The organism is Sphingopyxis lindanitolerans, from assembly GCF_002993885.1.
GTDB classification, from domain to species: domain Bacteria; phylum Pseudomonadota; class Alphaproteobacteria; order Sphingomonadales; family Sphingomonadaceae; genus Sphingopyxis; species Sphingopyxis lindanitolerans.
On record NZ_CM009578.1, the window covers coordinates 4,118,468 to 4,140,605 of the forward strand.

Consider the following 22,138-nt stretch of genomic DNA (forward strand, 5'->3'; position numbering starts at 1 on the left):
TTGCTTTTCGCCGTCACCCCCGCCATATGCGCCGCGGGAGTCGGGCGGACGCAGTCTTCGCCAACCCGGTCAGGTCCGGAAGGAAGCAGCCGCAACGAATTCGCTGCGGGTCGTTCCGGCTCCCACCCCCACATCTCATTTTGGATCGTCACCCTGAACTGGTTTCAGGGTCCATGGTCGGATTCCTCGATCCGCGCAGCCTTTTCTGCGCAGGCGGGCCCTGGATGCTGAAACAAGTTCAGCATGACGAGAGAAGAGAAGCCGCTTCACCTTTCCCCTTCGACAAGCGCCGCGGCCATCCCTAATACGGACCGCATGAGCGATTCCGCCGACGACGATACCCCGATGCTGGGAATGGACCTGCCCGAGGCAACGCCGCAGGCGTCGAGCGGTCCTTACCGCGTCCTCGCCCGCAAATATCGCCCGCAAACCTTTGCCGAATTGATCGGCCAGGATGCGATGGTCAAGACGCTCGGCAATGCGATCGCGCGCGATCGGCTGGCGCATGCGTTTCTGATGACCGGGGTGCGCGGGGTCGGCAAGACGTCGACCGCGCGGCTGATCGCCAAGGCGCTGAACTGCATCGGCCCCGACGGGCAGGGCGGGCCGACGATCGACCCCTGCGGGGTGTGCGAACCGTGCCGCGCGATCACCGAGGGGCGTCATATCGACGTGATCGAGATGGACGCGGCGTCGAATACCGGCGTCGACGATGTGCGCGAGATTATCGAGGCGGTGCGCTATGCCGCCGTCTCGGCGCGCTACAAAATCTATATCATCGACGAAGTGCACATGTTGTCGCGTAACGCCTTCAATGCGTTGCTGAAAACGCTCGAAGAGCCGCCGCCGCACGTCAAATTCCTGTTCGCGACGACCGAGGTCAACAAGGTGCCGGTGACGGTGCTGTCACGCTGCCAGCGCTTTGATCTGCGGCGCATCACCCCCGACATGCTGTTCGCGCATTTCAGCGCCATCCTGCAAAAAGAGGGTGTCGCGGCCGAGGCGCCCGCGGTCTGGCTGATCGCCAGCGCGGCCGAGGGATCGGTGCGCGACGGGCTGTCGATCCTCGACCAGGCGATCGCTCACGCCGATCTGGAATCGGGCGATGGCGGCGGCATGATCGGCGCCGAGCAGGTGCGCGCGATGCTCGGCCTGTCCGACCGCTCGTCGATCGCGCAACTGATGGCGGCGATATTGGAAGGCGACAGCGGCGGCGCGATCGACCTGGCCCGCGCGCAATATGCGCTGGGGATCGAGCCGGTCGCGATGGTGCGCGGGCTGATGGACCTGACCCACGCGGTCACGCTCGCCAAAGTGTCGCGCCACGACGATCCCGCGCTGGCCGAGACCGACCGGGCGCGGATCGGCGACTGGGCGCAAAAGCTGGGCTTCGCGCCGCTCAATCGCCTCTGGCAATTGCTGCTCAAGGGGCATGATGAGGTGCTGCGCGCGAACAATCCGCTCGAACATCTCGAAATGCTGCTGCTGCGCGTGATTTATGCGGCGTCGCTTCCCGATCCCGGCGAACTGGCGAAGCTGCTCGAATCGGGTGGTGTGCCGACGATGCCGCTCGCCGCGCCGCCGGCGCCGGGCGGATCCGAGCGCGCCGCCGTCGAAACGATGGTGGACGCACCGGCAGCGGAGCGGGCCGAGCCGCCGGCGTCGGCGCTGACCATCGCGCAAATTCATCATCTTCTCGAAAGCACGGGTTATCATCAGCTTGCCCTGCAAGTTTATGATCACCTCCAGCTTCTGGAGCTCGAACCCGCATTGCTCGTTTACGCCGCGACCTCCGCGCTCGACGCTGATTTCGCGCGCAAGCTGGGCGAAGCGCTGCTCAAGGAGACGGGCAGTCGCTGGCAGGTTCGGGTCGGCGACGGCGAAGCGCGCCCCAGCCTTGGTCAGATGAAGGCCGCGAAGCTGGCCGACAATGACGCGCGCATCCGCGAACTGCCCGTCGTCAAGGCCGCACTGGCGGCTTTTCCCGACGCAAGGCTTGTCGAAGACGGCAACAACCACCATAGGTCCAATCCATGAAATCGATCGAAGAAATGATGAAGGCGGCGCAGGAAGCCGCCGCCACCGTGCAGGCGCAGATGCAGGAGGCCCAGACGAAGCTCGATACCCTCGAGGTCGAGGGCGTGTCGGGCGGCGGCCTGGTCAGGATCGTCGCGACCGCCAAGGGCCGCATCAAGGCGATCCATATCGACGACAGCCTGATCGTGCCGTCGGACAAGCAGATGCTCGAGGATCTGCTCGCCGCCGCGTTCAACGACGCCCGCGAAAAGGCCGATGCGGTGAGCAACGAGGAAATGGGCAGGATGACGAGCGGCCTGCCGCTGCCGCCGGGCTTCAAGCTGCCGTTCTGACTGATCATTCTCCGTCATCCCGGCGAAGGCCGGGATCTCGCCGGTGCATCAGAACGCGACGGCGAGATCCCGGCCTTCGCCGGGATCACGGATTGAGACGGGGAGGAGCGAGCCTTTCCCCATTCACCCCACCGTCATTGAATGCGCGGCAAGTTACGCCATATTAGCGATGAAATACCTATAAGAAGAGCGGCACGCCGGTCTGCGCCCGCCCAGGAGTTCCGATGACGCAATCTTTCCCCTTGTTGCCGCTGCGCGATATTGTCGTTTTCCCGCACATGATCGTGCCGCTCTTCGTCGGCCGCGACCGCTCGGTCGCCGCGCTCGAAGCCGCGATGGAAGCCGACAAGGAAATCTTCCTCGTCGCCCAGCTCGATCCCGGCGAGGACGACCCGCAGCACGACGATCTTTACGACACCGGCGTGATCGCCACCGTGTTGCAGCTTCTGAAGCTTCCCGATGGCACCGTCCGCGTCCTCGTCGAGGGCAAGGAGCGCGCGAAGCTGCTGAAGCTCGAAGACGACGGCAAGGCGGTGATGGCGAGCGTCAAGCCGATCGCCGACACGATCGACGACAGCGTCGACACCGCGGCGCTGATGCGTTCGGTTGTCGACCAGTTCGAAAACTATGCCAAGCTCAACAAGAAGATGCCCGCCGAAACCGCGGTGCAGCTTTCGCAGATCGACGACGCCTCGCGCCTCGCCGACTCGGTCGCGGGCAATCTCAATATCAAGGTGTCCGACAAGCAGGCGCTGCTGGTCGAGGATGCGTCCGCGAAGCGGCTCGAAATGGTCTTCGCCTTCATGGAAGGCGAGCTGGGCGTGCTCCAGGTCGAAAAGAAGATCCGCGGCCGCGTGAAGCGGCAGATGGAAAAGAGCCAGCGCGAATATTATCTGAACGAGCAGTTGAAGGCGATCCAGCGCGAGCTTGGCAACGACAGCGGCGAGGGCGGTGACGACCTTGGCGAATTGCAGCTCAAGATCGACGGCCTCAAAATGTCGAAGGAAGCCAAGGCCAAGGCGAACGCCGAGCTCAAGAAGCTGCGCGCGATGGCCCCGATGTCGGCCGAGGCGACCGTCGTGCGCAACTATCTCGACACGCTGACCGGCCTGCCGTGGGGTAAGAAATCGAAGCTCAAGAAGGATATCGCCAAGGCGCAGGCCGTCCTCGACGACGATCATTATGCGCTGGAAAAGGTCAAGGACCGGATCGTCGAATATCTGGCGGTGCAGGCGCGCACCAACAAGCTGAAGGGGCCGATCCTTTGCCTCGTCGGCCCGCCGGGCGTCGGCAAGACCTCGCTCGGCCGTTCGATCGCCAAGGCGACCGGGCGCGAATTCGTGCGCCAGTCGCTGGGCGGCGTGCGCGACGAGGCCGAAATTCGCGGCCACCGCCGCACCTATATCGGCTCGCTGCCGGGCAAGATCGTGACCAACCTCAAAAAGGCTGGCACGATGAACCCGCTGTTCCTGCTCGACGAGATCGACAAGCTGGGTCAGGATTTCCGCGGCGATCCGGCCTCGGCGCTGCTCGAAGTGCTCGACCCCGAACAGAATGCCAAGTTCCAGGATCATTATCTGGAGGTCGATGTCGATCTCAGCGACATCATGTTCGTCACCACGGCGAACTCGCTGAACCTGCCGCAGGCCTTGCTCGACCGCATGGAGATTATCCGGCTCGAAGGCTATACCGAGGACGAGAAGGTCGAGATCGCCAAGCGCCACCTGATCGAAAAACAGATCGAAGCGCACGGCCTGAAAGCCGGCGAGTTCGAGCTGACCGACGAGGGGCTGCGCGACCTGATCCGTTATTACACCCGCGAAGCAGGCGTCCGCACCCTCGAGCGCGAGATCGCGCGGCTGGCGCGCAAGGCGCTGCGCAAGATTCTCGAGGGCAAGGCGGAGAGCGTGCGCGTCACCCCCGACAATCTCGCCGAATTCTCGGGCGTGCAGAAGTTCCGGCACGGGGTCTCGGACGGCGAGGATCAGGTCGGCGCGGTCACCGGCCTCGCTTGGACCGAGGTCGGCGGCGAGCTGTTGACGATCGAGGCGGTCACCGCGTCGGGCAAGGGCCAGGTCCGCACGACCGGCAAGCTCGGCGAGGTGATGACCGAATCGGTGCAGGCCGCGCTGTCGTTCATAAAGGCGCGCGCCCCCGCTTATGGCATCAAGCCCAGCCTGTTCGCGCGCCGCGACATCCACATCCATCTGCCCGAAGGCGCGGTGCCGAAGGATGGTCCGTCGGCGGGCGTCGGCATGGTCACCGCGATGGTTTCGACCCTGACCGGCATCGCGGTGCGCAAGGATGTCGCGATGACCGGTGAAGTCACGCTGCGCGGCCGCGTTCTCGCGATCGGCGGGCTCAAGGAAAAGCTGCTCGCAGCGCTCCGTGGCGGCATCACGACCGTCCTCATTCCCGAGGAGAATGAAAAGGATCTGGTCGAAATCCCGGCGAACATCACCGCAAAGCTCAAGCTGATTCCGGTGAGCCACGTCGATCAGGTGCTGGCCGAAGCACTCGTCTCGCCGGTCGAACCGATCGAGTGGACCGAAGCCGACGAGCTTGCCGCTTCGCCTCCCATCGTCCCTGGCGGCGATCCCGAGCGGGCGATTCGCCACTGATCGACCGACGACGAGCCTCGTTTCACCCTGATTCGTCGCAGAATTGGCGTTTTAGAGCGGTTTTCTGCGTTTTTTGTTTTGACAATCCCGTGTGAAACATCGTTAGTGACGCGCCATGGCTTCGGGCCATGAATCATTCTCTCAACCAACGCAGGGGTTCCTTAGGCATGAACAAACAAGACCTGATCGCCGCCGTCGCTGACTCGAGCGGCCTCACCAAGGGCGACGCGAGCAAGGCGGTCGAAGCTGTGTTCGATTCGATCACCGGCGCGCTGAAGAAGGGCGGCGAAGTCCGTCTCGTCGGTTTCGGCACGTTCGCGGTCAGCAAGCGCAAGGCGTCGACCGGTCGCAACCCGCGCACCGGCGAAACGATGACCATCGCGGCGTCGAACCAGCCGAAGTTCAAGGCCGGCAAGGCCCTCAAGGATGCCGTCAACTGATTTGACGGGCACCTTCAGGTGATATCATCTCGGGCCGTGGCGCAAGCTGCGGCCCGATTTGATTCGGCGCGATCGGTGTCGAATGGACGTTGCATTACCCGCGCGAGCGGCTATGGACGGCCGGCTTTCGGAAGCTGCTGCTTTTCGGTCGGCATGGAATGGGCGCGTAGCTCAGCGGTAGAGCACACCCTTCACACGGGTGGGGTCACAGGTTCAATCCCTGTCGCGCCCACCATTCCACCCGACCGGCGCGGCAGAGGCAGAACAGAGGCTGACCGTGCCATTCATCGCTTATTCAATGCGTTCGCATTAGAAGCACGGGCCATGATCCGCACCCTGACCCTCTCGCTCGCTTCCGCCCTGTTCCTTGCCGCATCGCCCGCGACCGCGCGCGTCGAGCGCGATCAGGACAATATGCGCAACGCCGCGGCACAAGGACAGGTCATCCCGCTCAACCGGTTGGTCGCCGAGGTGAAGGCGCGGCCGCCCTACAACGGCATGACCTATCTCGGCGGGCCGCAGTTCGACGCCCGCCGGATGATCTATGCACTGAAATTCATGGATGGTTCGCAGGTCGTTATCGTCTATGTCGATGCCCGCACTGGCCGGATCGTCGGCCGCAAACCCTGACATCTCCCAACGCAACGACATTTTGCGATGATCGTTCGGACTTGATACACAGTCGTGACATGGCGGCCGGAATATCGGTGCGCAAAGGAAAGGCGCTTGCATGCGGATTTTGATTGTCGAGGACGAACCCACGCTGGGTCCGCAGCTCAAGGCCACGCTCGAAGGCGCGGGCTATGCCGTCGATCTTGCGACCGATGGCGAGGACGGCCATTTCCTCGGCTCGACCGAAAATTATGACGCGGCGATCCTTGATCTGGGGTTGCCCGAGATCGACGGATTGACGGTGCTCGATCGTTGGCGGCGCGAGAAGCGCAATTTCCCGGTGCTCGTCCTGACCGCGCGCGACAGCTGGTCGGACAAGGTCGCGGGGCTCGACGCGGGCGCCGACGATTATCTGGCCAAGCCTTTCCAGACCGAGGAACTGATCGCCCGCCTGCGCGCGCTGATCCGCCGCGCCTCGGGCAATGCGTCGAGCGAACTGATCGCGGGCAAGGTGCGCCTCGATACCCGGTCGGGCCGCGTGACCCTTGATGGCGAACCGGTCAAGCTCACCGCGCAGGAATATAAGCTGCTGTCCTACCTGCTCCATCACAAGGGCAAGGTCGTGTCGCGCACCGAATTGATCGAGCATATCTATGATCAGGATTTCGACCGCGATTCGAACACGATCGAAGTGTTCGTGACGCGCATCCGCAAGAAACTGGGCGCCGACATCATTACCACGATCCGCGGTCTCGGCTACCAGCTCGACGATCCGCAGGGCTGACCCGTTCGTGGCGGACGCCGCCCCGGCAGCCTTGACCGAAGCGGCAGCACCGTCCCCGCCGCCGCCAACGCCGTCCCCGCCGGTGGCGCTGACCAGCCGCGTCACCGGCTCGCTCGCGCGGCGCATGATCGCGATCGCGGCGATCTGGATTTCGGTGCTGCTGATCGGCGGCGGCTTCGCGCTCGACCGGGTGCTGACCGGCGCGATCACCCGCAATTTCGACTCCAGCCTCGAATATGTGCTGATCGCGATGATCCGTTCGTCCGAAATCGGCCCCGATGGCGAGGTGCGGCTGATCGAGCCGCTCGGCGACCAGCGCTTCCTCGAACCTTATAGCGGTCTTTATTGGCAGATCAGCGGCACGGGGCAGGAGCCCTATCGTTCGCGCTCGCTGTGGGAGCGCACGCTGCGTCCGCCGCGCGAGCATGTCGACGATGAACTGCACACCTATAACAGCAACCAGTTTCCCGACGAGGAACTGCGGGTGCTCGAACGCAACGTCCTGCTTCCGGGCAGCCGGACGAACTGGCGCTTCCAGATCGCCCAGTCGCGCGATGCGCTCGATCTTCAGATCCGCGCGGTGCGCGCGACGCTGATCCCCAGCCTGGCGCTGCTCGGCCTCGGGCTTATCATCCTCGCCGCGCTCCAGACCTTTTACGGCCTGCTGCCGCTGCGTCATATCCGCCGCGCGATCGCCGCGATGCGCGGTGGGCAGAATCGCCGCATCACCGCGCCGCTGCCGCTGGAGGTGCAGCCGATGGTCGATGAACTCAACGCGCTGCTCGCGCATAATGAAAAGCAGGCCGAGGAGGCGCGGCTGCACGCGGGCAACCTTGCCCATGCGCTCAAGACCCCGCTCACCGTGCTCGTCAACAGCGCGACCGGCTCCGACAGCGAACTGGCGAACACGGTGCGGCGCGAAGCGGCGACGATGCAGAGGCAGGTCGAGCATCACCTTGCGCGCGCCCGCGCGGTCGGCCGCCGCGGCGCGGCACAGGCGCGCGCCAATGTCCGCGAGAGCGTCGACAGCGTCGCGCGCGCGGTCGGGCTGCTCTATCCTGATGTCCGCCTCGACGCGGCGGGCGACCGGACGCTGGTGGCGCGGTTGGAGCGGCAGGATTTGGACGAGTTGATTGGAAACCTGCTCGAAAACGCGGCTAAATATGGCGGCGGCAGCGTCTTCGTCACGATCCAGCGCGACGGCGATATGGCCGAAATCCTGGTCGAGGACGACGGCGCAGGCATCTCGCCCGCCGATCGCGACCGCGTCATCGACCGCGGCGTGCGGCTCGACAGCGGCAAGCCGGGGACGGGGCTGGGATTGGCGATCGTCCGCGATGTGGCGGAGATTTACGGGGGTAGCATCACGCTGGAGGAAAGCGAGGATCTGGGCGGATTGCTGGTGCGGCTGCGGTTGCCGGCGGGGTAGGGCGGCTTTGGGGTGGGAAGCGGCCATTGCCAGTTCCTCCCCGGAACGGGGAGGTGGCAGCCCGCAGGGCTGACGGAGGGGTCGAAACCTCTCGTCAGGACGCACCGCTGCGACCCCTCCACCACCCTTCGGGCGGTCCCCCTCCCCGTTCCGGGGAGGAATTGGCAACGCCAGCTTCTGGTCGTTAGGTGACGTCAGGCCGCGCAGACTTCCAGCCCGCGCTGCACCGCCGGGCGTGCCAACCCGCGATCGAGCCACGCCTGCACATTTCCGAACCGCTCGAACCCGACGATCTCGGCCGCGTCATAGAAGCCGATGAGGTTGCGCACCCAGCCGAGTAGCGAGATGTCGGCGATGCCGTAATCCGCGTCCATGATCCACGTCCGCCCGGCGAGGCGGTCGTCGAGGACGCCGAGCAGGCGCGCTGATTCGGCCGCGTAACGATCGCGTGGGCGCTTGTCCTCATAGTCGCGCCCGGCGAATTTGTGGAAGAAGCCGAGCTGGCCGAAGATCGGCCCGGCGCCGCCCATCTGCCACATCAGCCACTGGATCGCCTCGTAACGCCGGCCGGGATCATCGGGGAGGAAGCAGCCGGTCTTTTCGGCGAGATAGATCAGAATCGCGCCCGATTCGAACAAAGCGAGCGGCTTTCCGCCCGGACCGTCGGGGTCGTAAATCGCGGGAATCTTGCCGTTGGGGTTGAGTGCGAGAAAGGCCGGATCGTGGCTTTCGTTCGCCATGATGTCGACGCGGTGCGCCTCATAGGGCAGGCCGCATTCCTCCAGCATGATGCTGACCTTGACCCCGTTCGGCGTCGGCAAGCCGAAGAGCTGGAGCCGGTCGGGATGCGCGGCGGGCCATTTCGCGAAGATCGGATGGCTCATGCTTCGCTCTCCCGCTTGGCCTGTTGGTGGTGACGGATCACTTCATCGATGATGAAGCGCAGGAATTTCTCGGTGAAATCGGGGTCGAGATCGGCGTCGCGGGCCAGGCTGCGCAGCCGTTCGATCTGCCGGGCCTCGCGATCGGGGTCGGCGGGGGGCAGGTCGATCCGCGCCTTGAGCTCGCCGACCGCCTTGGTCACCTTGAACCGCTCGGCGAGCATATAGACCAGCGACGCGTCGATATTGTCGATACTTTGACGGTAACGGCTCAACTGGTCGTCCATGCGCGGCTCCTTGCGATACCCGGCACGCTTGGCACCGGCGAGGGGCGGCTGGCAAGCCGAAAGTCGTTGCAAAAAAATGGCCGCGCGGCCAAGGCTCGGCCCGTCATGACTGCGGAAATCCACCTGCTCCACGGCGACCGGCCGCCCTCGCTCGACCCGATGATGGCGCTCGTCGCCGCTGACATGAATGAGGTGAATGCGGTCATTCTCGACCGGATGCAGTCCGAAGTGCCGCTGATCCCCGAACTGGCCGGGCATCTGATCGCGGGCGGCGGCAAGCGGATGCGCCCAATGTTGACGCTCGCTTGCGGCCGACTGCTCGACTATCCGGGCCACCGCCATTGCAAGCTCGCCGCCGCGGTCGAATTCATCCACACCGCGACCCTGCTCCACGACGATGTCGTCGACGGATCGAACCTGCGCCGCGGCCGCAAGACCGCGAACATCATCTGGGGCAACAGCGCCTCGGTGCTGGTCGGCGACTTCCTGTTCAGTCGCGCGTTCGAGGTGATGGTCGAGGACGGCTCGCTGAAGGTGCTGAAAATCCTCTCGCGTGCCTCGGCGGTGATCGCCGAGGGTGAGGTCAACCAGCTCTCCGCCCAGCGCCGGATCGAGACGAGCGAGGACCAGTATCTCGCGATCATCAACGCCAAGACCGCCGAACTGTTCGCCGCGGCGTGCAAGATCGCCGCGGTCGTCGCAGAACGCGACGACGCGACCGAAGCCGCGCTCGACGCCTATGGCCGCAACCTCGGCATCGCCTTCCAACTCGTTGACGACGCGATCGACTATGTTTCCGACGCCGAAACGATGGGCAAGGGCGTCGGCGACGATTTTCGCGACGGCAAGGTCACGCTCCCGGTCATCCTCGCCTATGCGCGCGGCAGCGCCGAAGAACGCGATTTCTGGAAACAGGCGATCGTCGGGCATCGCACGTCGGACGAGGATCTCGCCTATGCGACGTCATTGCTGCTCAAGCATGACACGATCGCCGACACGCTGGCGCGGGCCCGCCATTATGGCCAGCGCGCGGTCGATGCGATCGGCGGCTTTCGCGCCAGCCAGGCCAAGACCGCGCTGACCGAAGCGGTCGCCTTCGCGGTCGCCCGCGCTTATTGAGGCTGCTGATGAGGCAGGCGCTGCCGATCGACGCGGTGCTGCCCGACATCATGGCGGCGCTGCTTCTCAAGCCCAATGCCGTCGTCGTCGCGCCGCCGGGGGCGGGGAAGACGACGCGCGTTGCGCCGGCTCTGCTCGATCAGCCGTGGTGCAAGGGGACGGTGTGGCTGCTGTCGCCGCGCCGTCTGGCCGCGCGCGCCGCCGCCGAACGCATCGCCGAGGAGATGGGGGAGGCGGTCGGTGGCCGGGTCGGCTATGCGACGCGGCTCGACAGCAAACAGTCGGCGGCGACGCGGCTGCTGGTGATGACGCCGGGGCTGTTCCGTAACCGCATCCTCGCCGATCCCGAACTCGCGGGCGTGTCGGCGGTGCTGTTCGACGAGGTGCACGAACGCAGCCTCGACGGCGATTTCGCGCTCGCGCTGGCGATCGACGCGCAGCAGGGATTGCGCGACGACCTCCGCCTCGTCGCGATGTCGGCGACGCTCGACGGCGCGCGGTTCGGGGCGCTGCTCGGCGACGCGCCCGTGGTCCGGAGCGAGGGCAAGAGCTGGCCGCTCGACCTGCGCCATGTGGGGCGCCGCGCCGAGGACCGGCTGGAAGCCTCCATGCTGTCGGCGGTGCGGCAGGCGATGATCGACGAGAGCGCAGGCGACATGCTCGCCTTTCTGCCCGGTGCTGCCGATATCGAGCGCACCGCGGCGGCGGTCGAGGCGGCGGGATTGCCGCTCATCGTCCATCGGCTGCACGGTCAGATCGAACCGACGCAGCAGCGCAAGGCGCTCGTTCGCGACCCCAGCGGCGGTCGCAAGCTGATCCTGGCGACGAGCATTGCCGAGACCAGCCTGACGATCGAGGGCGTGCGGATCGTGATCGACGCGGGACTGTCGCGGCGCCCGCGTTTCGACAGGGCGGCGGGGATCGCGCGCCTCGTCACCGAACGCGCGAGCCAGGCGTCGGCGACCCAGCGCGCGGGCCGCGCGGCGCGGCAGGGACCGGGGGTCGCCTATCGCCTGTGGGAAGCGGCGGCAACCGCGGGGATGCCGCCGTTCGACCCGCCCGAAATTCACGAGAATGACCTGATGCCCGTCGTGCTCGATTGCGCGAGCTGGGGCATCGTCGATCCGCGCCAATTGGGCTGGCTGGACCCGCCATCGCCCGCCGCCATTGCCGAAGCCAAGGCGCGACTTCGCGCGATCGGCGCGCTTGGCGACGACGGGCGGATCACCGCGCATGGCAAGGCGCTCGCGGCGATCCCGCTGCCGGTGCCGCTCGCCCATATGCTGCTCGACGCGGCGCGCGCGGGGGAGGCGGATATGGCCGCGAAGCTTGCGGTGCTGCTCACCGAGCCGGGGCTTGGCGGGCGCGGCGTCGATGTCGATGCGCGGCTTCAGCGCTGGAAAGGCATGAAGGGCGACCGCGCCGAGGGGGCGTGGCGGCTCGCGCGGCGCCTGGCCGCGATTGGCGAAAAGCTGGCGGTCGACGCGGGTGCGCTCGACGACCGTTCGGTCGGCGGCTGGATCGCGACTGCCTGGCCCGACCGCGTCGCGCGCCAGCGGGCCGGGCAGCGGGGCGAATATCTGGGCACCGGCGGCCGCGCCTACAAACTCGACCCGCTCGACCCGCTCGCGAACAGCGAATGGCTCGCCATCGCCGATGCGCAGGGTCATGCCGCCGGGGTGCGCATTCTTGGCGCGGCGCCGATCGCGCTGGCCGAGGTCGAAGCGATCTTCGCCGACCAGATCGTCAACCGTTCGGCGAGCAGCTATGACGCGGCCAGCGACCGCGTCGATCATCGCCGCGAACGCCGCCTCGGCGCGATCGCGCTGACGAGCGGGCAGGCGGGGCGGAGCGAGGGCGCCGAAAATGATATCGTGGTGCGGCTCGCCGCGGTGCGGGAAAAAGGACTCGGCCTCATCGGCTGGGGCGCGGTGTCGCAGGCGCTGCGCCAGCGCGCGTCGTTCGCGGGGCTCGACACGCTGTCGGCGCCCGCGCTCGCCGACAGCCTCGATATCTGGCTCGCGCCGTTGCTCGAACGATCGCGCGGGCTGCGCGATATCGGCGACCAGCGGCTTGCCGACGCGCTGTCCGGCCTGCTCGACTGGCCCGCGCGGCAATTGCTCGAAAAGCTGGCACCCGCCGACTATGCGACACCGGCGGGCAGCCGCCATGCGATCGACTATGGCGCCGACGGCGGCCCGACGGTCAGCGTGCGCGTGCAGGAAATGTTCGGGCTTGGCCGCCACCCGGTGATCGGCGATCCGCCGGTGCCGCTCGTCCTCGCGCTGACCTCGCCCGCGCATCGGCCGATCCAGACCAGCCGTGACATCGCCTCCTTCTGGAGCGGAAGCTGGTCGGAGGTCGCGAAGGAGATGCGCGGCCGCTATCCCAAGCATAGCTGGCCCGACGATCCGGCGACCGCGCGGCCGACCCTGCTGACCAAGGCGGCACAGGCGCGGCGCGATGGGTAACAGGCCCCTTTCCGCCCGCGCCGCTTGGCGCTAAGGCGGCAGCAGAACCACAGTATCAGGACGATCTTCGATGAAAGCGCGTATCTTCCAGAAACCCAAGAATGCGATGCAGTCGGGACGGGCCGGCACGCAGCACTGGACGCTGGAATTCGCCCCCGCCGAGGCGCGCAAGGCCGACCCGCTGATGGGCTGGGCGGGTAGCGGCGACACCCGGCGCCAGATCCGCCTGGGCTTTGCCACCCGCGACGAGGCGGTCGCCTATGTCGAGAAGAACGGCATCGAGGTCGAGATTACGCCGACACCGGTGCGGACGCTGAAGATTCAGGCCTACGCCGACAATTTCCGGTAAAAAACGTCGCCCCCGCGAAGGCGGGAGCCGCTGTCGGCTTACGCAGCGATGCTGGATAAGGCTGCCCGCGGGCCCCGCCTTCGCGGGGGCGACGGATTCTTATTCCGCGTCCGGCTGCAATAATTTATGCAGGTGGACGACGACATATTTCATTTCGGCATCGTCAACGGTGCGCTGTGCGGCGCTGCGCCAGGCCTTTTCGGCCGATTTGTAATCGGGGAACAGGCCGACGACGTCGAGCGCGTTCAAATCGACGAAGTCGAGGCCCTGCGGATCGCTGACGCGCCCGCCGAACACGAGGTGCAATTTGCTCATGGATGCTTTCCTTGCGGCTAGCGCTGGGGAGGGGGACGGCGCGCCCCTACCAGCGCTTCGCCGTTACGGCAAGTCCGCCTCAATCCTCGTCCTTGCGGCCCTTGGGCAGCAGCGAACCGATCAGCGCGCCGATCGCGACGGCGCCCGCGACGAGCGCCAGCGGCTGCTTCTCGGCCGCGGCCTTGAGCTTGCTGTTCGCGCGCTTGGCCTGCGCCTTGCCTTTCGCATAGACTTCGCCGGCGGTCTCGCGCGCGGCGTCGGCTTGTTCGCGGCCCTTCGCGGCGAGGTCACTCGTCGCGACGCGCGTCCGGTCGGCCAGCTCGCTCGTCACGGCGCGGGCACGGCCATAGCCGTCCTGGATGCGCGCTTTCGCCGCCTCGGCGGTCGCGCGCGCATTTTCGGCGGTTTTCTCCGCAACTTCACTCGCTTTTGCACGCGCATCGCTTGCGGTTTCACTCAGCGGCTTCATTCTTTTCCTCCGTCAAATCCTCTTCGGCCGTATCAGGCCGGACTATATCGATGGCGGCAGCGGCCAGATCCTGAACCTTCCGGGCAAGCCGGGGCCCATGCTCCTTGATCGGCTCGCGAAACAGCCACGCAACGCCCGCGACCGCCGCGAGCGCGATCGGCAGACGATTGTCTCGAAATTCCTGACGCACGATATGCGCCGCATCGTCGACCTTTTCGCCGATGCGATATTTGCCGCGATCGACGAGCGCCTTGGGCTTGAAGGCCGCCTTGGCGACATCGAGCCGGCGGTGCAGTTCGGCGCGCTCGAGCATCGAGCGGCGCGCGGCGTTGATCAGGCGGTTGCGCGTCCCCGGCATCAGTCGTCGCTCCCTTCGTTCGTCAGGTCGCGGCGGAGCGCGGTGCGGATGTCGCCATAGCTGCGCTGCGCGCGCCACCCGGCGGCGGCGGCCAGGAGGAGCAGCACGGCGACGACGATCAAGGTCGCCAGCAGAGGGCCGACGTGCGGAGCAAGCGCAAGGATCGCCCCGAACGCCAGCGCGAGCATCGCAACCCCCAGCGCGCAAGCGGCAATCACGCCCCACGCCGCGGTCCACGTCGCGCCATGCAGGGCCAGTTCGCCGCGCGCTTCGAGCAGCGCCAGTTCGGCCTTCGCGGTGGCCGACAGATTGTCGATGACGTCGTCGACGATCTTTTCGAGCGGCACCGGCGGCGGCGCGACCGGACGCCCGTCGGGCGCATAGCCGTGGCTCACGCCATCGAAGCGGCGCGGTTCGGGCGCGAGCGGGGGGCTGGAGGGCGGCAAGCTGCGGTCAGTCGTTCGAGCCGCCCTTGAGCATCCGGGCGAGCACGAAGCCGATCACCGCCGCGGCGCCGACCGCGACCGCCGGGTTCTTCTTGACCATATCCTTTGTCGAAGCGGCAAGCTCGTCGAGATCCTTCTTGTCGAGCGTCGTGGCGAGACCGGCGACGGTCGAGGCGGCCGAGCGGGCGTAGTCGCCATATTGCTTGCCGAATTTGCTGTCGACGGTGCCGGCGCTGTCCTCGAGCATCCGGGCGAGGCTGCCGACGGCTTCGGCCGCCTTGTCCTTGCCCTTGGTCGCGGCGTTGCGCGCCTTGGTCGATGCCTGGTTCGCGAGCGTCGTCGCCTCATCCTTCAGCGAGGCGGCCTTCTTGCCGGCTTCGGACTTGATGGTGTCGCGCGTCGCGGCGAGCTGGTCGCGGATCGGATGATCCTTGGCGGCCGCCTTCTTGGCAGCGGGCTTGCGCGCCGGAGCCGCCTTGGTGGCGGCGGGTTTCGCGGGTGCCTTCGGCATCGCTTTCTTGGCGGTGGGAGTAGCGGCTTTGGCCATGGGCACTGTCCTCTTCTTTTATCGGGTCTCGTGCCGCCGGGGGGAATGGCGACCGCGAACCCTTTTGGTCCTGTCCAGATATATAGCAAGGCGAGCCTGTTGGTTCCATAGGCTCGCAAAATTCCCCCAAACTCCCATGCGTGGTTGCGCTGGCGGCACGGCGCCGATAACAGGCGGGCGCTTTCTCCAATGCCCCGCCGAGTGGGCCTCAGCAGGACAGTTTCCATGACCGCCATCATCGACATCCACGGCCGCGAAATCCTCGACAGCCGGGGCAATCCCACCGTCGAAGTCGATGTTCTGCTGGAAGACGGCAGTTTCGGCCGCGCCGCGGTGCCTTCGGGCGCCTCGACCGGCGCGCACGAAGCGGTCGAATTGCGCGACGGCGACAAGAGCCGCTATCTCGGCAAGGGCGTGACGAAAGCCGTCGCGGCGGTGAACGGCGAGATCGCCGAAGCGCTGCTCGGCATCGATGCCGAGGATCAGCGCGAACTCGACATGGCGATGATCGACCTCGACGGCACCGCGAACAAGGGCCGCCTTGGCGCCAACGCGATTCTCGGCGTCAGCCTGGCCGCCGCCAAGGCCGCCGCCGATGCGCGTGGCCTGCCGCTCTATCGCTATGTCGGCGGGGTTTCGGCGCGCACCTTGCCGGTGCCGATGATGAACATCATCAACGGCGGCGAGCATGCCGACAATCCGATCGACGTGCAGGAATTCATGGTCATGCCCGTCGGTGCGGGCAGCATCGCCGAAGCGGTGCGCTGGGGCAGCGAGATTTTCCACACGCTGAAGAAGGGCCTGTCGCAAAAGGGCCTCGCCACCGCGGTCGGCGACGAAGGCGGCTTCGCCCCGAACCTCGCCTCGACCCGCGCCGCGCTCGACTTCATCGCCGCGTCGGTCGATCAGGCGGGCTTCAAGCTCGGCAGCGACGTCGTCCTCGCGCTCGATTGCGCCGCGACCGAATTCTTCCGGAACGGCAAATATGAGATCAGCGGCGAGAAATTGTCGCTCAGCCCCGAACAGATGGCCGATTATCTGGCCGCGCTGGTCAAGGATTATCCGATCCGGTCGATCGAGGATGGGATGAGCGAAGATGATTTCACCGGCTGGAAAGCACTGACCGACCTGGTCGGCGACAAATGCCAGCTGGTCGGCGACGATCTGTTCGTCACCAATCCGCTGCGGCTGGAGCAGGGGATCAAGGACGGTCTCGCCAACTCGCTGCTCGTCAAGGTCAACCAGATCGGCACGCTGTCGGAGACGTTGGACGCGGTCGATATGGCGCACCGCGCGCGCTACACCGCCGTGATGTCGCACCGTTCGGGCGAGACCGAGGATGCGACGATCGCCGACCTTGCCGTCGCGACCAACTGCGGCCAGATCAAGACCGGCAGCCTGGCGCGCTCCGACCGGCTTGCGAAATATAACCAGCTCATCCGCATCGAGGAGGAATTGGGCGACATGGCGCGCTATCCGGGGATGGCGATTTTCGGGTGAGAGGGACCGAAGCGCGCCAATTCGACCGGTTCGGTGTCGGCGCGTCAGCGCGGATAATCGAGAGTGAGCGGGCTTCCCGGGCGCAGCAAATATAGGCCATCATGGCCAATTCGGACGCGGAAGGTGTCATCATCTTCCGCTTCGAACAATCCCCCGGCGCCAAGGGGTTTCAGTTGCCGCGGCTCGCGATCGGGGCGGACCAGCCATAAGGCCGAACCGCGAAGCTCGATCTTTGCGGCGCCATATTGGCCCGCGAGCGCGGCGCGTTCGGCCGGGGTTGGCACCTGGCCGGTGCGTTGCGCCGCCAGTCCGTCGCGCGCCCAGACAAGAAAATCCTTCTCGACCCCGTCGGGCGTGAGGGGTAGCAGCCGAGCGAGTGCGAGATCATAAGCGGTTTCGAGCGCCTCCGGCGCCGGAACCTCGATCGTCGGAGCGACGCCCGTGCCTTCCCAGTCGCGCTTGCTTATCGGGTCTTGCGTATATCCGAGCGGCACCGAGAAGCGGAAGAACGGCGGAACGGCGGTATCATCCGAAAAATGGGCCGCGCCCTCGGTTCGCTGGCCCACCAGTTCGCCCAGTTTGAATTGCCCGATCGTATAGGCAAAGGCTTCGGCGGCAGAGCGCGAGCGATGATTGATCAGCACATATAAGGGGATACCCGTCAGCCGCCCGCTCGGAAGGTTCGGCTGTGCCAGCACCTGTACGTCGGCGCTGCCAGGCGTCACCAGCGTTGTCATCAGCGTGCCGGGGGCGAAAAAATGACTGCGCAGATAATCGAGCGCATTGGTGTCGCCCCCCTGGTTGCTGCGCAGGTCGATTATGATGGCCCGGCCGCCCTTTAAAAAGCGCATCGCGTCGTCATAAGCCCGCGCTGTCTCGGCTTCGTTCCAGAAGAAGCCGACGATCTTCAGATAGCGTATATTGCCCGGCAAAAGCCGTGTTTCGACCAGTCCGTGATTGAAGTTGCGCGCATGTTGCGCGTCGAAGGCATTGGATGCTGCGATCGCGGCCGGATCGGGCCGGGCCGTCGCCGCGCGATACCATTCGGGCGCGAACCGCACATAGAGGTGCGTGTCTTTTGCGACCGCCTGCATGTCTTCGGTAATCAGCGCCGCAAATCGCGCCGGATCGTCGGTTTGATAGCGCGCCTTCGACGTATCGAGCCTTGCCAATATCGCAGGAACGCGGTCGGGATTTATATAGGCCCGGGATAGCCGCGCCTTGATGGCTTTTAGCGCCGCATCGCGTGTCGCGGCGGTCAGCACGGGCGTCGCCGCCGATACCTCGGTTGCGGGCTCGGCCGTCGCGACCGGCGAAAAGCATAGGGTTGGCGCGAGCGCCATGGCCAGAAGCAGGGGGCGTCCGCGCATATCCATCACTTTCCTGGGTTGGTCGTGGCGGGCAACCGCGCTATCGCGGTCACCCGACGGTCAAATTTAGTATGAGCAATATATTGCGCAGTCAACATCCGGCATCGGACAGGTCCGATGTGCTTGCCAATGTTGGAAAAAACTTGCGCAGATTGCGCGATGAAAGGGATTTGAGCCAAAGCGCGCTGGCCGAAACGTCGGGACTCAGCCGGCGGATGATTTCCGCCATAGAGGGCGGCGAGACGAACGTCAGCCTGGCCAGCATCGATCGGCTGGCCGCCGCCATGTCGGTCACCTTTTCTGAAATTGTCCGGCCGCTCGATACTGCCGATGGCAGCCGGGTGAACAGCCTTGCGTGGCAAGGAAAGGTCGCGGGCAGCGAGGCGATGTTGCTGGGAACCGCCCCGTCGACGAAAGAAACCGAATTGTGGCTCTGGTCGCTTGGACCGGGCGATCGCCATCGGTCGGAAGCGCATTCGGAGACGGGCCACGAAATGATTTTCGTCGTCGAGGGCATGTTGACGATCGAACTTGGCAACGAGGAGTTTCATGTTGCCAGCGGCGATTTCAGGATATTCTCGAGCGCCTCTTCCTCTACATTCGCGAACAGGCAGCAGGCGCTCGTTCGCTTCGTTCGATGCGTGGTCATCTAGGGTCCTGACCCTAGCGTGGTCGGACAATTCTCGGTCGGTCGGCTTTGGAGCAGGAAAACGCTGCAAAACCCGCATCTGACGGCTTGACGCCGTGAATCAACTCTGATTCAAGGGCCGAAATGACGCAGCGCCATAAATTCCGTAAATCGATGAACCGGGCCATTGGTCCCGCGGTGGCGCTGATTGCGGTGCTGGCGATGATCGGCTATGCGATTTTCGGGCCGACGGGGCTTTATGCCTGGGGCGATTACAGCCAGTCGGTGGAGAAGAAGCGCGTCGTGCTGAGCCAGCTCGCCAAGAAACAGGGCGAATTGCAGAACCGGGTCAATCTGCTCGACCGGCGCCGCGTCGATCCCGACCTTGCCGACGAATATGTGCGCGAGAAGCTGGGGGTCATGCACCCCGACGAAATCGCGATCCCGATGGAGCCCGACGCGGCGAAGCCCTGATGGATGATTTCCCTCCCCTGAAGGGGGCGGGCTTTCGATGGTCGCATACGTAATGTCGAACCGGATGGCATCCCAAGCGGACGTTGCCAAACAGGGCGCGGCTCTCCTATAGGAAGCCTTGCCGTAACGGCTAATCGCAAGAGGAAATCCGCCTTGGCCAAAGAACCTGCGCGCAAGACTGCTGCGCCGAAAAAAACCGCTTCCACCCCAGCGCCCGCGACCAATCGCGAGCAGCCGAGCGAGCCCGTTCCCTATCCGGCGACGCCCGAAGAGCTGGAGACTTTCTATCGCGAGATGCTGCTCATCCGCCGCTTCGAGGAAAAGGCGGGGCAGCTTTACGGGCTCGGCCTGATCGGCGGCTTTTGCCACCTGTATATCGGCCAGGAAGCGGTGGCGGTCGGGCTCCAGTCGGCGCTCGACGGCGACAAGGACAGCGTCATCACGGGCTATCGCGACCACGGCCATATGCTCGCCTATGGCATCGACCCCAAGGTCATCATGGCCGAACTGACCGGCCGCGCCGCGGGCATTTCGCGCGGCAAGGGCGGTTCGATGCACATGTTCAGCGTCGAGAAGAAATTTTATGGCGGCCACGGCATCGTCGGGGCGCAGGTCTCGCTCGGCACCGGGCTGGCGTTCGGGCACAAGTATCGCGGCGACGGCGGCGTCGCCATGGCCTATTTCGGCGATGGCGCCGCGAACCAGGGCCAGGTCTATGAGAGCTTCAACATGGCCGAGCTGTGGAAGCTGCCGATCATCTTCGTGATCGAGAACAACCAGTACGCGATGGGCACCTCGGTCAACCGCAGTAGCGCCGAGGACCAGCTTTATCGCCGCGGCGAAAGCTTTCGCATCCCCGGCATGCAGGTCGACGGCATGGACGTGCTCGCGGTGCGCGGCGCGGCCGAGGAAGCGCTCGCATGGGTGCGCGCGGGCAAGGGACCGATCCTGCTCGAACTCAAGACCTATCGCTATCGCGGCCATTCGATGTCCGACCCCGCCAAATATCGCAGCCGCGAGGAAGTGCAGGCGGTGCGCGACAAGTCCGACGCGATCGAGCATCTCAAGAAACTGATGCAGGGCGCCGGGATCAGCGAGGACAAGATCAAGGATATCGACAAGGAAATCCGCCAGATCGTCAGCGACGCCGCCGACTTCGCCGAAAGCGCGCCCGAGCCCGAGCCGCATGAACTTTATACCGACGTGCTGGTGGAGCAATATTGAGATGGCGATCGAACTGAAGATGCCGGCGCTGTCGCCGACGATGGAAGAGGGCACGCTCGCCAAGTGGCTCGTCAAGGAAGGCGATACGGTCAAATCGGGCGACATTCTTGCCGAGATCGAGACCGACAAGGCGACGATGGAATATGAAGCGATCGACGAAGGCACGATCGCGTCGATCCTGGTTCCCGAAGGCAGTGACAATGTGAAGGTCGGCACCGTGATCGCGACGATCGCGGGCGAAGGCGAGGAAGCGCCTTCCAAGCCCGTTCGTGCTGAGCCTGTCGAAGCACCGTCCTCCTCTTCTGCAACGGTGGAAGAAAAGAACGGCCCTTCGACAAGCTCAGGGCAAACGGAGGAAAGGGTACCGAAACCCGCCGCCGTCGAACGCGCCTCCGACCCCGCGATCCCCGCAGGCACCGCGACCGTTCGTCTGACCGTGCGCGAAGCGCTGCGCGATGCGATGGCCGAGGAAATGCGCGCCGACGACCGCATCTTCGTGATGGGCGAGGAAGTCGCCGAATATCAGGGCGCCTACAAGGTCACGCAGGGCCTGCTCGATGAATTCGGTGCGCGCCGCGTCATCGACACGCCTATCACCGAATATGGGTTTGCCGGGCTCGGCACCGGCGCGGCGATGGGCGGGCTGAAGCCGATCATCGAGTTCATGACCTTCAACTTCGCGATGCAGGCGATCGACCACATCATCAATTCGGCGGCCAAGACCAACTATATGTCGGGCGGCCAGATGCGTTGTCCGATGGTGTTCCGCGGCCCCAATGGCGCGGCGAGCCGCGTCGCGGCGCAGCACAGCCAGAATTTTGCGCCCTGGTATGCGAGCGTCCCCGGCCTGATCGTGATCGCCCCCTATGACGCCGCCGATGCGAAGGGCCTGCTCAAGGCCGCGATCCGCAGCGAAGACCCGGTCGTCTTCCTTGAGAATGAGTTGCTCTATGGCCGCAGCTTCGACGTTCCCGACGTCGCCGACTATGTCCTGCCGATCGGCAAAGCGCGGATCATGCGCGAGGGCGGCGATGTCACCATCGTCAGCTATTCGATCGGCGTCGGGCTCGCGCTCGAAGCCGCCGATACGCTGGCGGGCGAGGGGATCGAGGCCGAGGTCATCGACCTGCGCACGCTACGCCCGCTCGACGTCGCGACCATGCTCGCCAGCCTCAAGAAGACCAACCGCCTGGTCGTCGTCGAGGAAGGCTGGCCGACCTGCTCGATCGCCAGCGAGCTTGCGATGGTCGCGATGGAGCAGGGCTTCGATGATCTCGACGCCCCGGTCATGCGCGTGTGCAACGAGGATGTGCCGCTGCCCTATGCGCATAATCTCGAAAAGGCGGCGCTGGTCGACACCCCGCGCGTGATCGCGGCGGTGAAGGCGGTCTGCAATCGCAGTTAAAGGCTGTGCCCCTGCGAAGGCAGGGGCCCATCTCCCGCCA

Annotated in this window: 23 protein-coding genes, 1 tRNA gene and 1 other RNA gene; 17 read left to right on the plus strand and 8 right to left on the minus strand. The window is 65.5% G+C overall.

All coding sequences use genetic code 11. The features are described 5' to 3' along the window. Positions 1-32: 32 nt before the first annotated feature. The 9 genes from ffs to CVO77_RS19520 all read left to right on the plus strand — a co-directional run bounded on the left by ffs (position 33) and on the right by CVO77_RS19520 (position 8,255). An RNA gene (gene ffs / locus CVO77_RS19480) (signal recognition particle sRNA small type) lies at positions 33-130 on the plus strand. A 185-nt stretch (positions 131-315) separates the two neighbouring features. After that, positions 316-2,037: a DNA polymerase III subunit gamma/tau gene (locus CVO77_RS19485; RefSeq protein ID WP_106000497.1), complete on the plus strand. Its 1,722-nt coding sequence runs from the start codon at positions 316-318 to the stop codon at positions 2,035-2,037. Next, the gene (locus CVO77_RS19490) at positions 2,034-2,369 is read left to right on the plus strand and encodes a YbaB/EbfC family nucleoid-associated protein (protein ID WP_106000498.1); all 336 of its coding nucleotides are present in this window, start codon (positions 2,034-2,036) and stop codon (positions 2,367-2,369) included. The genes CVO77_RS19485 and CVO77_RS19490 overlap by 4 nt, the downstream gene beginning before the upstream one ends. Positions 2,370-2,593: 224 nt before the next feature. Beyond that, a complete protein-coding gene (lon, locus tag CVO77_RS19495) occupies positions 2,594-4,990 on the plus strand; it encodes an endopeptidase La (protein WP_106000499.1) in 2,397 nt (798 codons plus the stop codon). A gap of 167 nt (positions 4,991-5,157) precedes the next feature. Then, positions 5,158-5,430: an HU family DNA-binding protein gene (locus tag CVO77_RS19500; RefSeq protein ID WP_003044445.1), complete on the plus strand. Its 273-nt coding sequence runs from the start codon at positions 5,158-5,160 to the stop codon at positions 5,428-5,430. A gap of 160 nt (positions 5,431-5,590) precedes the next feature. Continuing rightward, positions 5,591-5,665, plus strand: a tRNA-Val gene (locus tag CVO77_RS19505). Positions 5,666-5,754: 89 nt separating this feature from the next. After that, a complete protein-coding gene (locus tag CVO77_RS19510; protein WP_106000500.1) occupies positions 5,755-6,060 on the plus strand; it encodes a hypothetical protein in 306 nt (101 codons plus the stop codon). Between the two features lie 100 nt (positions 6,061-6,160). After that, positions 6,161-6,826, plus strand: coding sequence for a response regulator transcription factor (locus CVO77_RS19515; RefSeq protein ID WP_106000501.1), 666 nt, complete (start codon positions 6,161-6,163; stop codon positions 6,824-6,826). Positions 6,827-6,950: 124 nt separating this feature from the next. Beyond that, a complete protein-coding gene (locus tag CVO77_RS19520) occupies positions 6,951-8,255 on the plus strand; it encodes a sensor histidine kinase (RefSeq protein ID WP_106000964.1) in 1,305 nt (434 codons plus the stop codon). A 194-nt stretch (positions 8,256-8,449) separates the two neighbouring features. Here the strand turns inward: CVO77_RS19520 and CVO77_RS19525 are convergent, their stop codons facing one another. Together CVO77_RS19525 and CVO77_RS19530 are read right to left on the minus strand one after the other, a co-directional pair. Then, positions 8,450-9,139 (minus strand): glutathione S-transferase N-terminal domain-containing protein, encoded by a 690-nt coding sequence (locus CVO77_RS19525; protein WP_106000502.1) that lies wholly within the window; start codon positions 9,137-9,139, stop codon positions 8,450-8,452. Then, positions 9,136-9,423: a chorismate mutase gene (locus CVO77_RS19530; RefSeq protein ID WP_106000503.1), complete on the minus strand. Its 288-nt coding sequence runs from the start codon at positions 9,421-9,423 to the stop codon at positions 9,136-9,138. The genes CVO77_RS19525 and CVO77_RS19530 overlap by 4 nt, the downstream gene beginning before the upstream one ends. 105 nt (positions 9,424-9,528) lie before the next feature. Between CVO77_RS19530 and CVO77_RS19535 the strand changes: the two genes are divergently transcribed. The 3 genes from CVO77_RS19535 (at position 9,529) to CVO77_RS19545 (ending at position 13,362) form a co-directional block, all read left to right on the plus strand. Next, entirely contained in the window at positions 9,529-10,542 is a 1,014-nt protein-coding gene (locus tag CVO77_RS19535) for a polyprenyl synthetase family protein (RefSeq protein WP_106000965.1), read from the plus strand. A gap of 8 nt (positions 10,543-10,550) precedes the next feature. Then, positions 10,551-13,013, plus strand: a complete 2,463-nt coding sequence (gene hrpB / locus CVO77_RS19540) for an ATP-dependent helicase HrpB (RefSeq protein WP_106000504.1) — start codon at positions 10,551-10,553, stop codon at positions 13,011-13,013. A gap of 70 nt (positions 13,014-13,083) precedes the next feature. Further along, positions 13,084-13,362 carry an ETC complex I subunit gene (locus tag CVO77_RS19545; protein WP_106000505.1) on the plus strand — a complete coding sequence of 93 codons (279 nt, stop codon included), beginning with the start codon at positions 13,084-13,086 and terminating at the stop codon, positions 13,360-13,362. Positions 13,363-13,461: 99 nt separating this feature from the next. Here CVO77_RS19545 and CVO77_RS19550 read toward each other — a convergent pair whose 3' ends face one another. The 5 genes from CVO77_RS19550 to CVO77_RS19570 all read right to left on the minus strand — a co-directional run bounded on the left by CVO77_RS19550 (position 13,462) and on the right by CVO77_RS19570 (position 15,497). After that, complete coding sequence (locus tag CVO77_RS19550) at positions 13,462-13,677, minus strand: DUF4170 domain-containing protein (protein ID WP_106000506.1); 216 nt, start codon at positions 13,675-13,677, stop codon at positions 13,462-13,464. A 79-nt stretch (positions 13,678-13,756) separates the two neighbouring features. After that, positions 13,757-14,146: a hypothetical protein gene (locus CVO77_RS19555; RefSeq protein ID WP_106000507.1), complete on the minus strand. Its 390-nt coding sequence runs from the start codon at positions 14,144-14,146 to the stop codon at positions 13,757-13,759. Next, positions 14,130-14,504 carry a hypothetical protein gene (locus CVO77_RS19560; RefSeq protein ID WP_106000508.1) on the minus strand — a complete coding sequence of 125 codons (375 nt, stop codon included), beginning with the start codon at positions 14,502-14,504 and terminating at the stop codon, positions 14,130-14,132. The genes CVO77_RS19555 and CVO77_RS19560 overlap by 17 nt, the downstream gene beginning before the upstream one ends. Next, on the minus strand, positions 14,504-14,950 hold the full coding sequence (locus CVO77_RS19565; RefSeq protein ID WP_106000509.1) for a phage holin family protein: 447 nt from the start codon (positions 14,948-14,950) through the stop codon (positions 14,504-14,506). Before CVO77_RS19565 ends, CVO77_RS19560 begins: the two co-directional genes overlap by 1 nt. Before the next feature lie 7 nt (positions 14,951-14,957). Further along, positions 14,958-15,497 (minus strand): hypothetical protein, encoded by a 540-nt coding sequence (locus tag CVO77_RS19570; RefSeq protein WP_106000510.1) that lies wholly within the window; start codon positions 15,495-15,497, stop codon positions 14,958-14,960. 225 nt (positions 15,498-15,722) lie between these two features. Here CVO77_RS19570 and eno point away from each other — a divergent pair, with 225 nt between their 5' ends. Further along, positions 15,723-16,997, plus strand: a complete 1,275-nt coding sequence (gene eno, locus CVO77_RS19575; protein ID WP_106000511.1) for a phosphopyruvate hydratase — start codon at positions 15,723-15,725, stop codon at positions 16,995-16,997. Positions 16,998-17,041: 44 nt separating this feature from the next. On the opposite strand, the gene CVO77_RS19580 is transcribed toward eno, so the two are convergent. After that, positions 17,042-18,367, minus strand: a complete 1,326-nt coding sequence (locus tag CVO77_RS19580; RefSeq protein ID WP_158258140.1) for a S41 family peptidase — start codon at positions 18,365-18,367, stop codon at positions 17,042-17,044. 71 nt (positions 18,368-18,438) lie between these two features. Between CVO77_RS19580 and CVO77_RS19585 the strand changes: the two genes are divergently transcribed. From CVO77_RS19585 to CVO77_RS19600, 4 genes are all read left to right on the plus strand, one after another. After that, a complete protein-coding gene (locus CVO77_RS19585; protein ID WP_106000513.1) occupies positions 18,439-19,020 on the plus strand; it encodes a helix-turn-helix domain-containing protein in 582 nt (193 codons plus the stop codon). 149 nt (positions 19,021-19,169) lie between these two features. Further along, positions 19,170-19,469: an FtsB family cell division protein gene (locus CVO77_RS19590; RefSeq protein WP_242446025.1), complete on the plus strand. Its 300-nt coding sequence runs from the start codon at positions 19,170-19,172 to the stop codon at positions 19,467-19,469. Positions 19,470-19,622: 153 nt separating this feature from the next. Further along, entirely contained in the window at positions 19,623-20,693 is a 1,071-nt protein-coding gene (gene pdhA / locus CVO77_RS19595) for a pyruvate dehydrogenase (acetyl-transferring) E1 component subunit alpha (protein WP_106000515.1), read from the plus strand. Between the two features lies 1 nt (position 20,694). Continuing rightward, positions 20,695-22,098 carry a pyruvate dehydrogenase complex E1 component subunit beta gene (locus tag CVO77_RS19600; protein WP_106000516.1) on the plus strand — a complete coding sequence of 468 codons (1,404 nt, stop codon included), beginning with the start codon at positions 20,695-20,697 and terminating at the stop codon, positions 22,096-22,098. Positions 22,099-22,138: the final 40 nt, after the last annotated feature.

Excerpts from the sequence above, each read along its gene's own strand:
- CVO77_RS19485 (WP_106000497.1), top strand. The coding sequence starts at position 316 with ATGAGCGATTCCGCCGACGACGATACCCCGATGCTGGGAATGGACCTG.
- CVO77_RS19490 (WP_106000498.1), top strand. The coding sequence starts at position 2,034 with ATGAAATCGATCGAAGAAATGATGAAGGCGGCGCAGGAAGCCGCCGCC.
- lon (WP_106000499.1), top strand. The coding sequence starts at position 2,594 with ATGACGCAATCTTTCCCCTTGTTGCCGCTGCGCGATATTGTCGTTTTC.
- CVO77_RS19500 (WP_003044445.1), top strand. The coding sequence starts at position 5,158 with ATGAACAAACAAGACCTGATCGCCGCCGTCGCTGACTCGAGCGGCCTC.
- CVO77_RS19510 (WP_106000500.1), top strand. The coding sequence starts at position 5,755 with ATGATCCGCACCCTGACCCTCTCGCTCGCTTCCGCCCTGTTCCTTGCC.
- CVO77_RS19515 (WP_106000501.1), top strand. The coding sequence starts at position 6,161 with ATGCGGATTTTGATTGTCGAGGACGAACCCACGCTGGGTCCGCAGCTC.
- CVO77_RS19520 (WP_106000964.1), top strand. The coding sequence starts at position 6,951 with ATGATCGCGATCGCGGCGATCTGGATTTCGGTGCTGCTGATCGGCGGC.
- CVO77_RS19525 (WP_106000502.1), bottom strand. The coding sequence starts at position 9,139 with ATGAGCCATCCGATCTTCGCGAAATGGCCCGCCGCGCATCCCGACCGG.
- CVO77_RS19530 (WP_106000503.1), bottom strand. The coding sequence starts at position 9,423 with ATGGACGACCAGTTGAGCCGTTACCGTCAAAGTATCGACAATATCGAC.
- CVO77_RS19535 (WP_106000965.1), top strand. The coding sequence starts at position 9,529 with ATGACTGCGGAAATCCACCTGCTCCACGGCGACCGGCCGCCCTCGCTC.
- hrpB (WP_106000504.1), top strand. The coding sequence starts at position 10,551 with ATGAGGCAGGCGCTGCCGATCGACGCGGTGCTGCCCGACATCATGGCG.
- CVO77_RS19545 (WP_106000505.1), top strand. The coding sequence starts at position 13,084 with ATGAAAGCGCGTATCTTCCAGAAACCCAAGAATGCGATGCAGTCGGGA.
- CVO77_RS19550 (WP_106000506.1), bottom strand. The coding sequence starts at position 13,677 with ATGAGCAAATTGCACCTCGTGTTCGGCGGGCGCGTCAGCGATCCGCAG.
- CVO77_RS19555 (WP_106000507.1), bottom strand. The coding sequence starts at position 14,146 with ATGAAGCCGCTGAGTGAAACCGCAAGCGATGCGCGTGCAAAAGCGAGT.
- CVO77_RS19560 (WP_106000508.1), bottom strand. The coding sequence starts at position 14,504 with ATGCCGGGGACGCGCAACCGCCTGATCAACGCCGCGCGCCGCTCGATG.
- CVO77_RS19570 (WP_106000510.1), bottom strand. The coding sequence starts at position 15,497 with ATGGCCAAAGCCGCTACTCCCACCGCCAAGAAAGCGATGCCGAAGGCA.
- eno (WP_106000511.1), top strand. The coding sequence starts at position 15,723 with ATGACCGCCATCATCGACATCCACGGCCGCGAAATCCTCGACAGCCGG.
- CVO77_RS19580 (WP_158258140.1), bottom strand. The coding sequence starts at position 18,367 with ATGCGCGGACGCCCCCTGCTTCTGGCCATGGCGCTCGCGCCAACCCTA.
- CVO77_RS19585 (WP_106000513.1), top strand. The coding sequence starts at position 18,439 with ATGAGCAATATATTGCGCAGTCAACATCCGGCATCGGACAGGTCCGAT.
- CVO77_RS19590 (WP_242446025.1), top strand. The coding sequence starts at position 19,170 with ATGAACCGGGCCATTGGTCCCGCGGTGGCGCTGATTGCGGTGCTGGCG.
- CVO77_RS19600 (WP_106000516.1), top strand. The coding sequence starts at position 20,695 with ATGGCGATCGAACTGAAGATGCCGGCGCTGTCGCCGACGATGGAAGAG.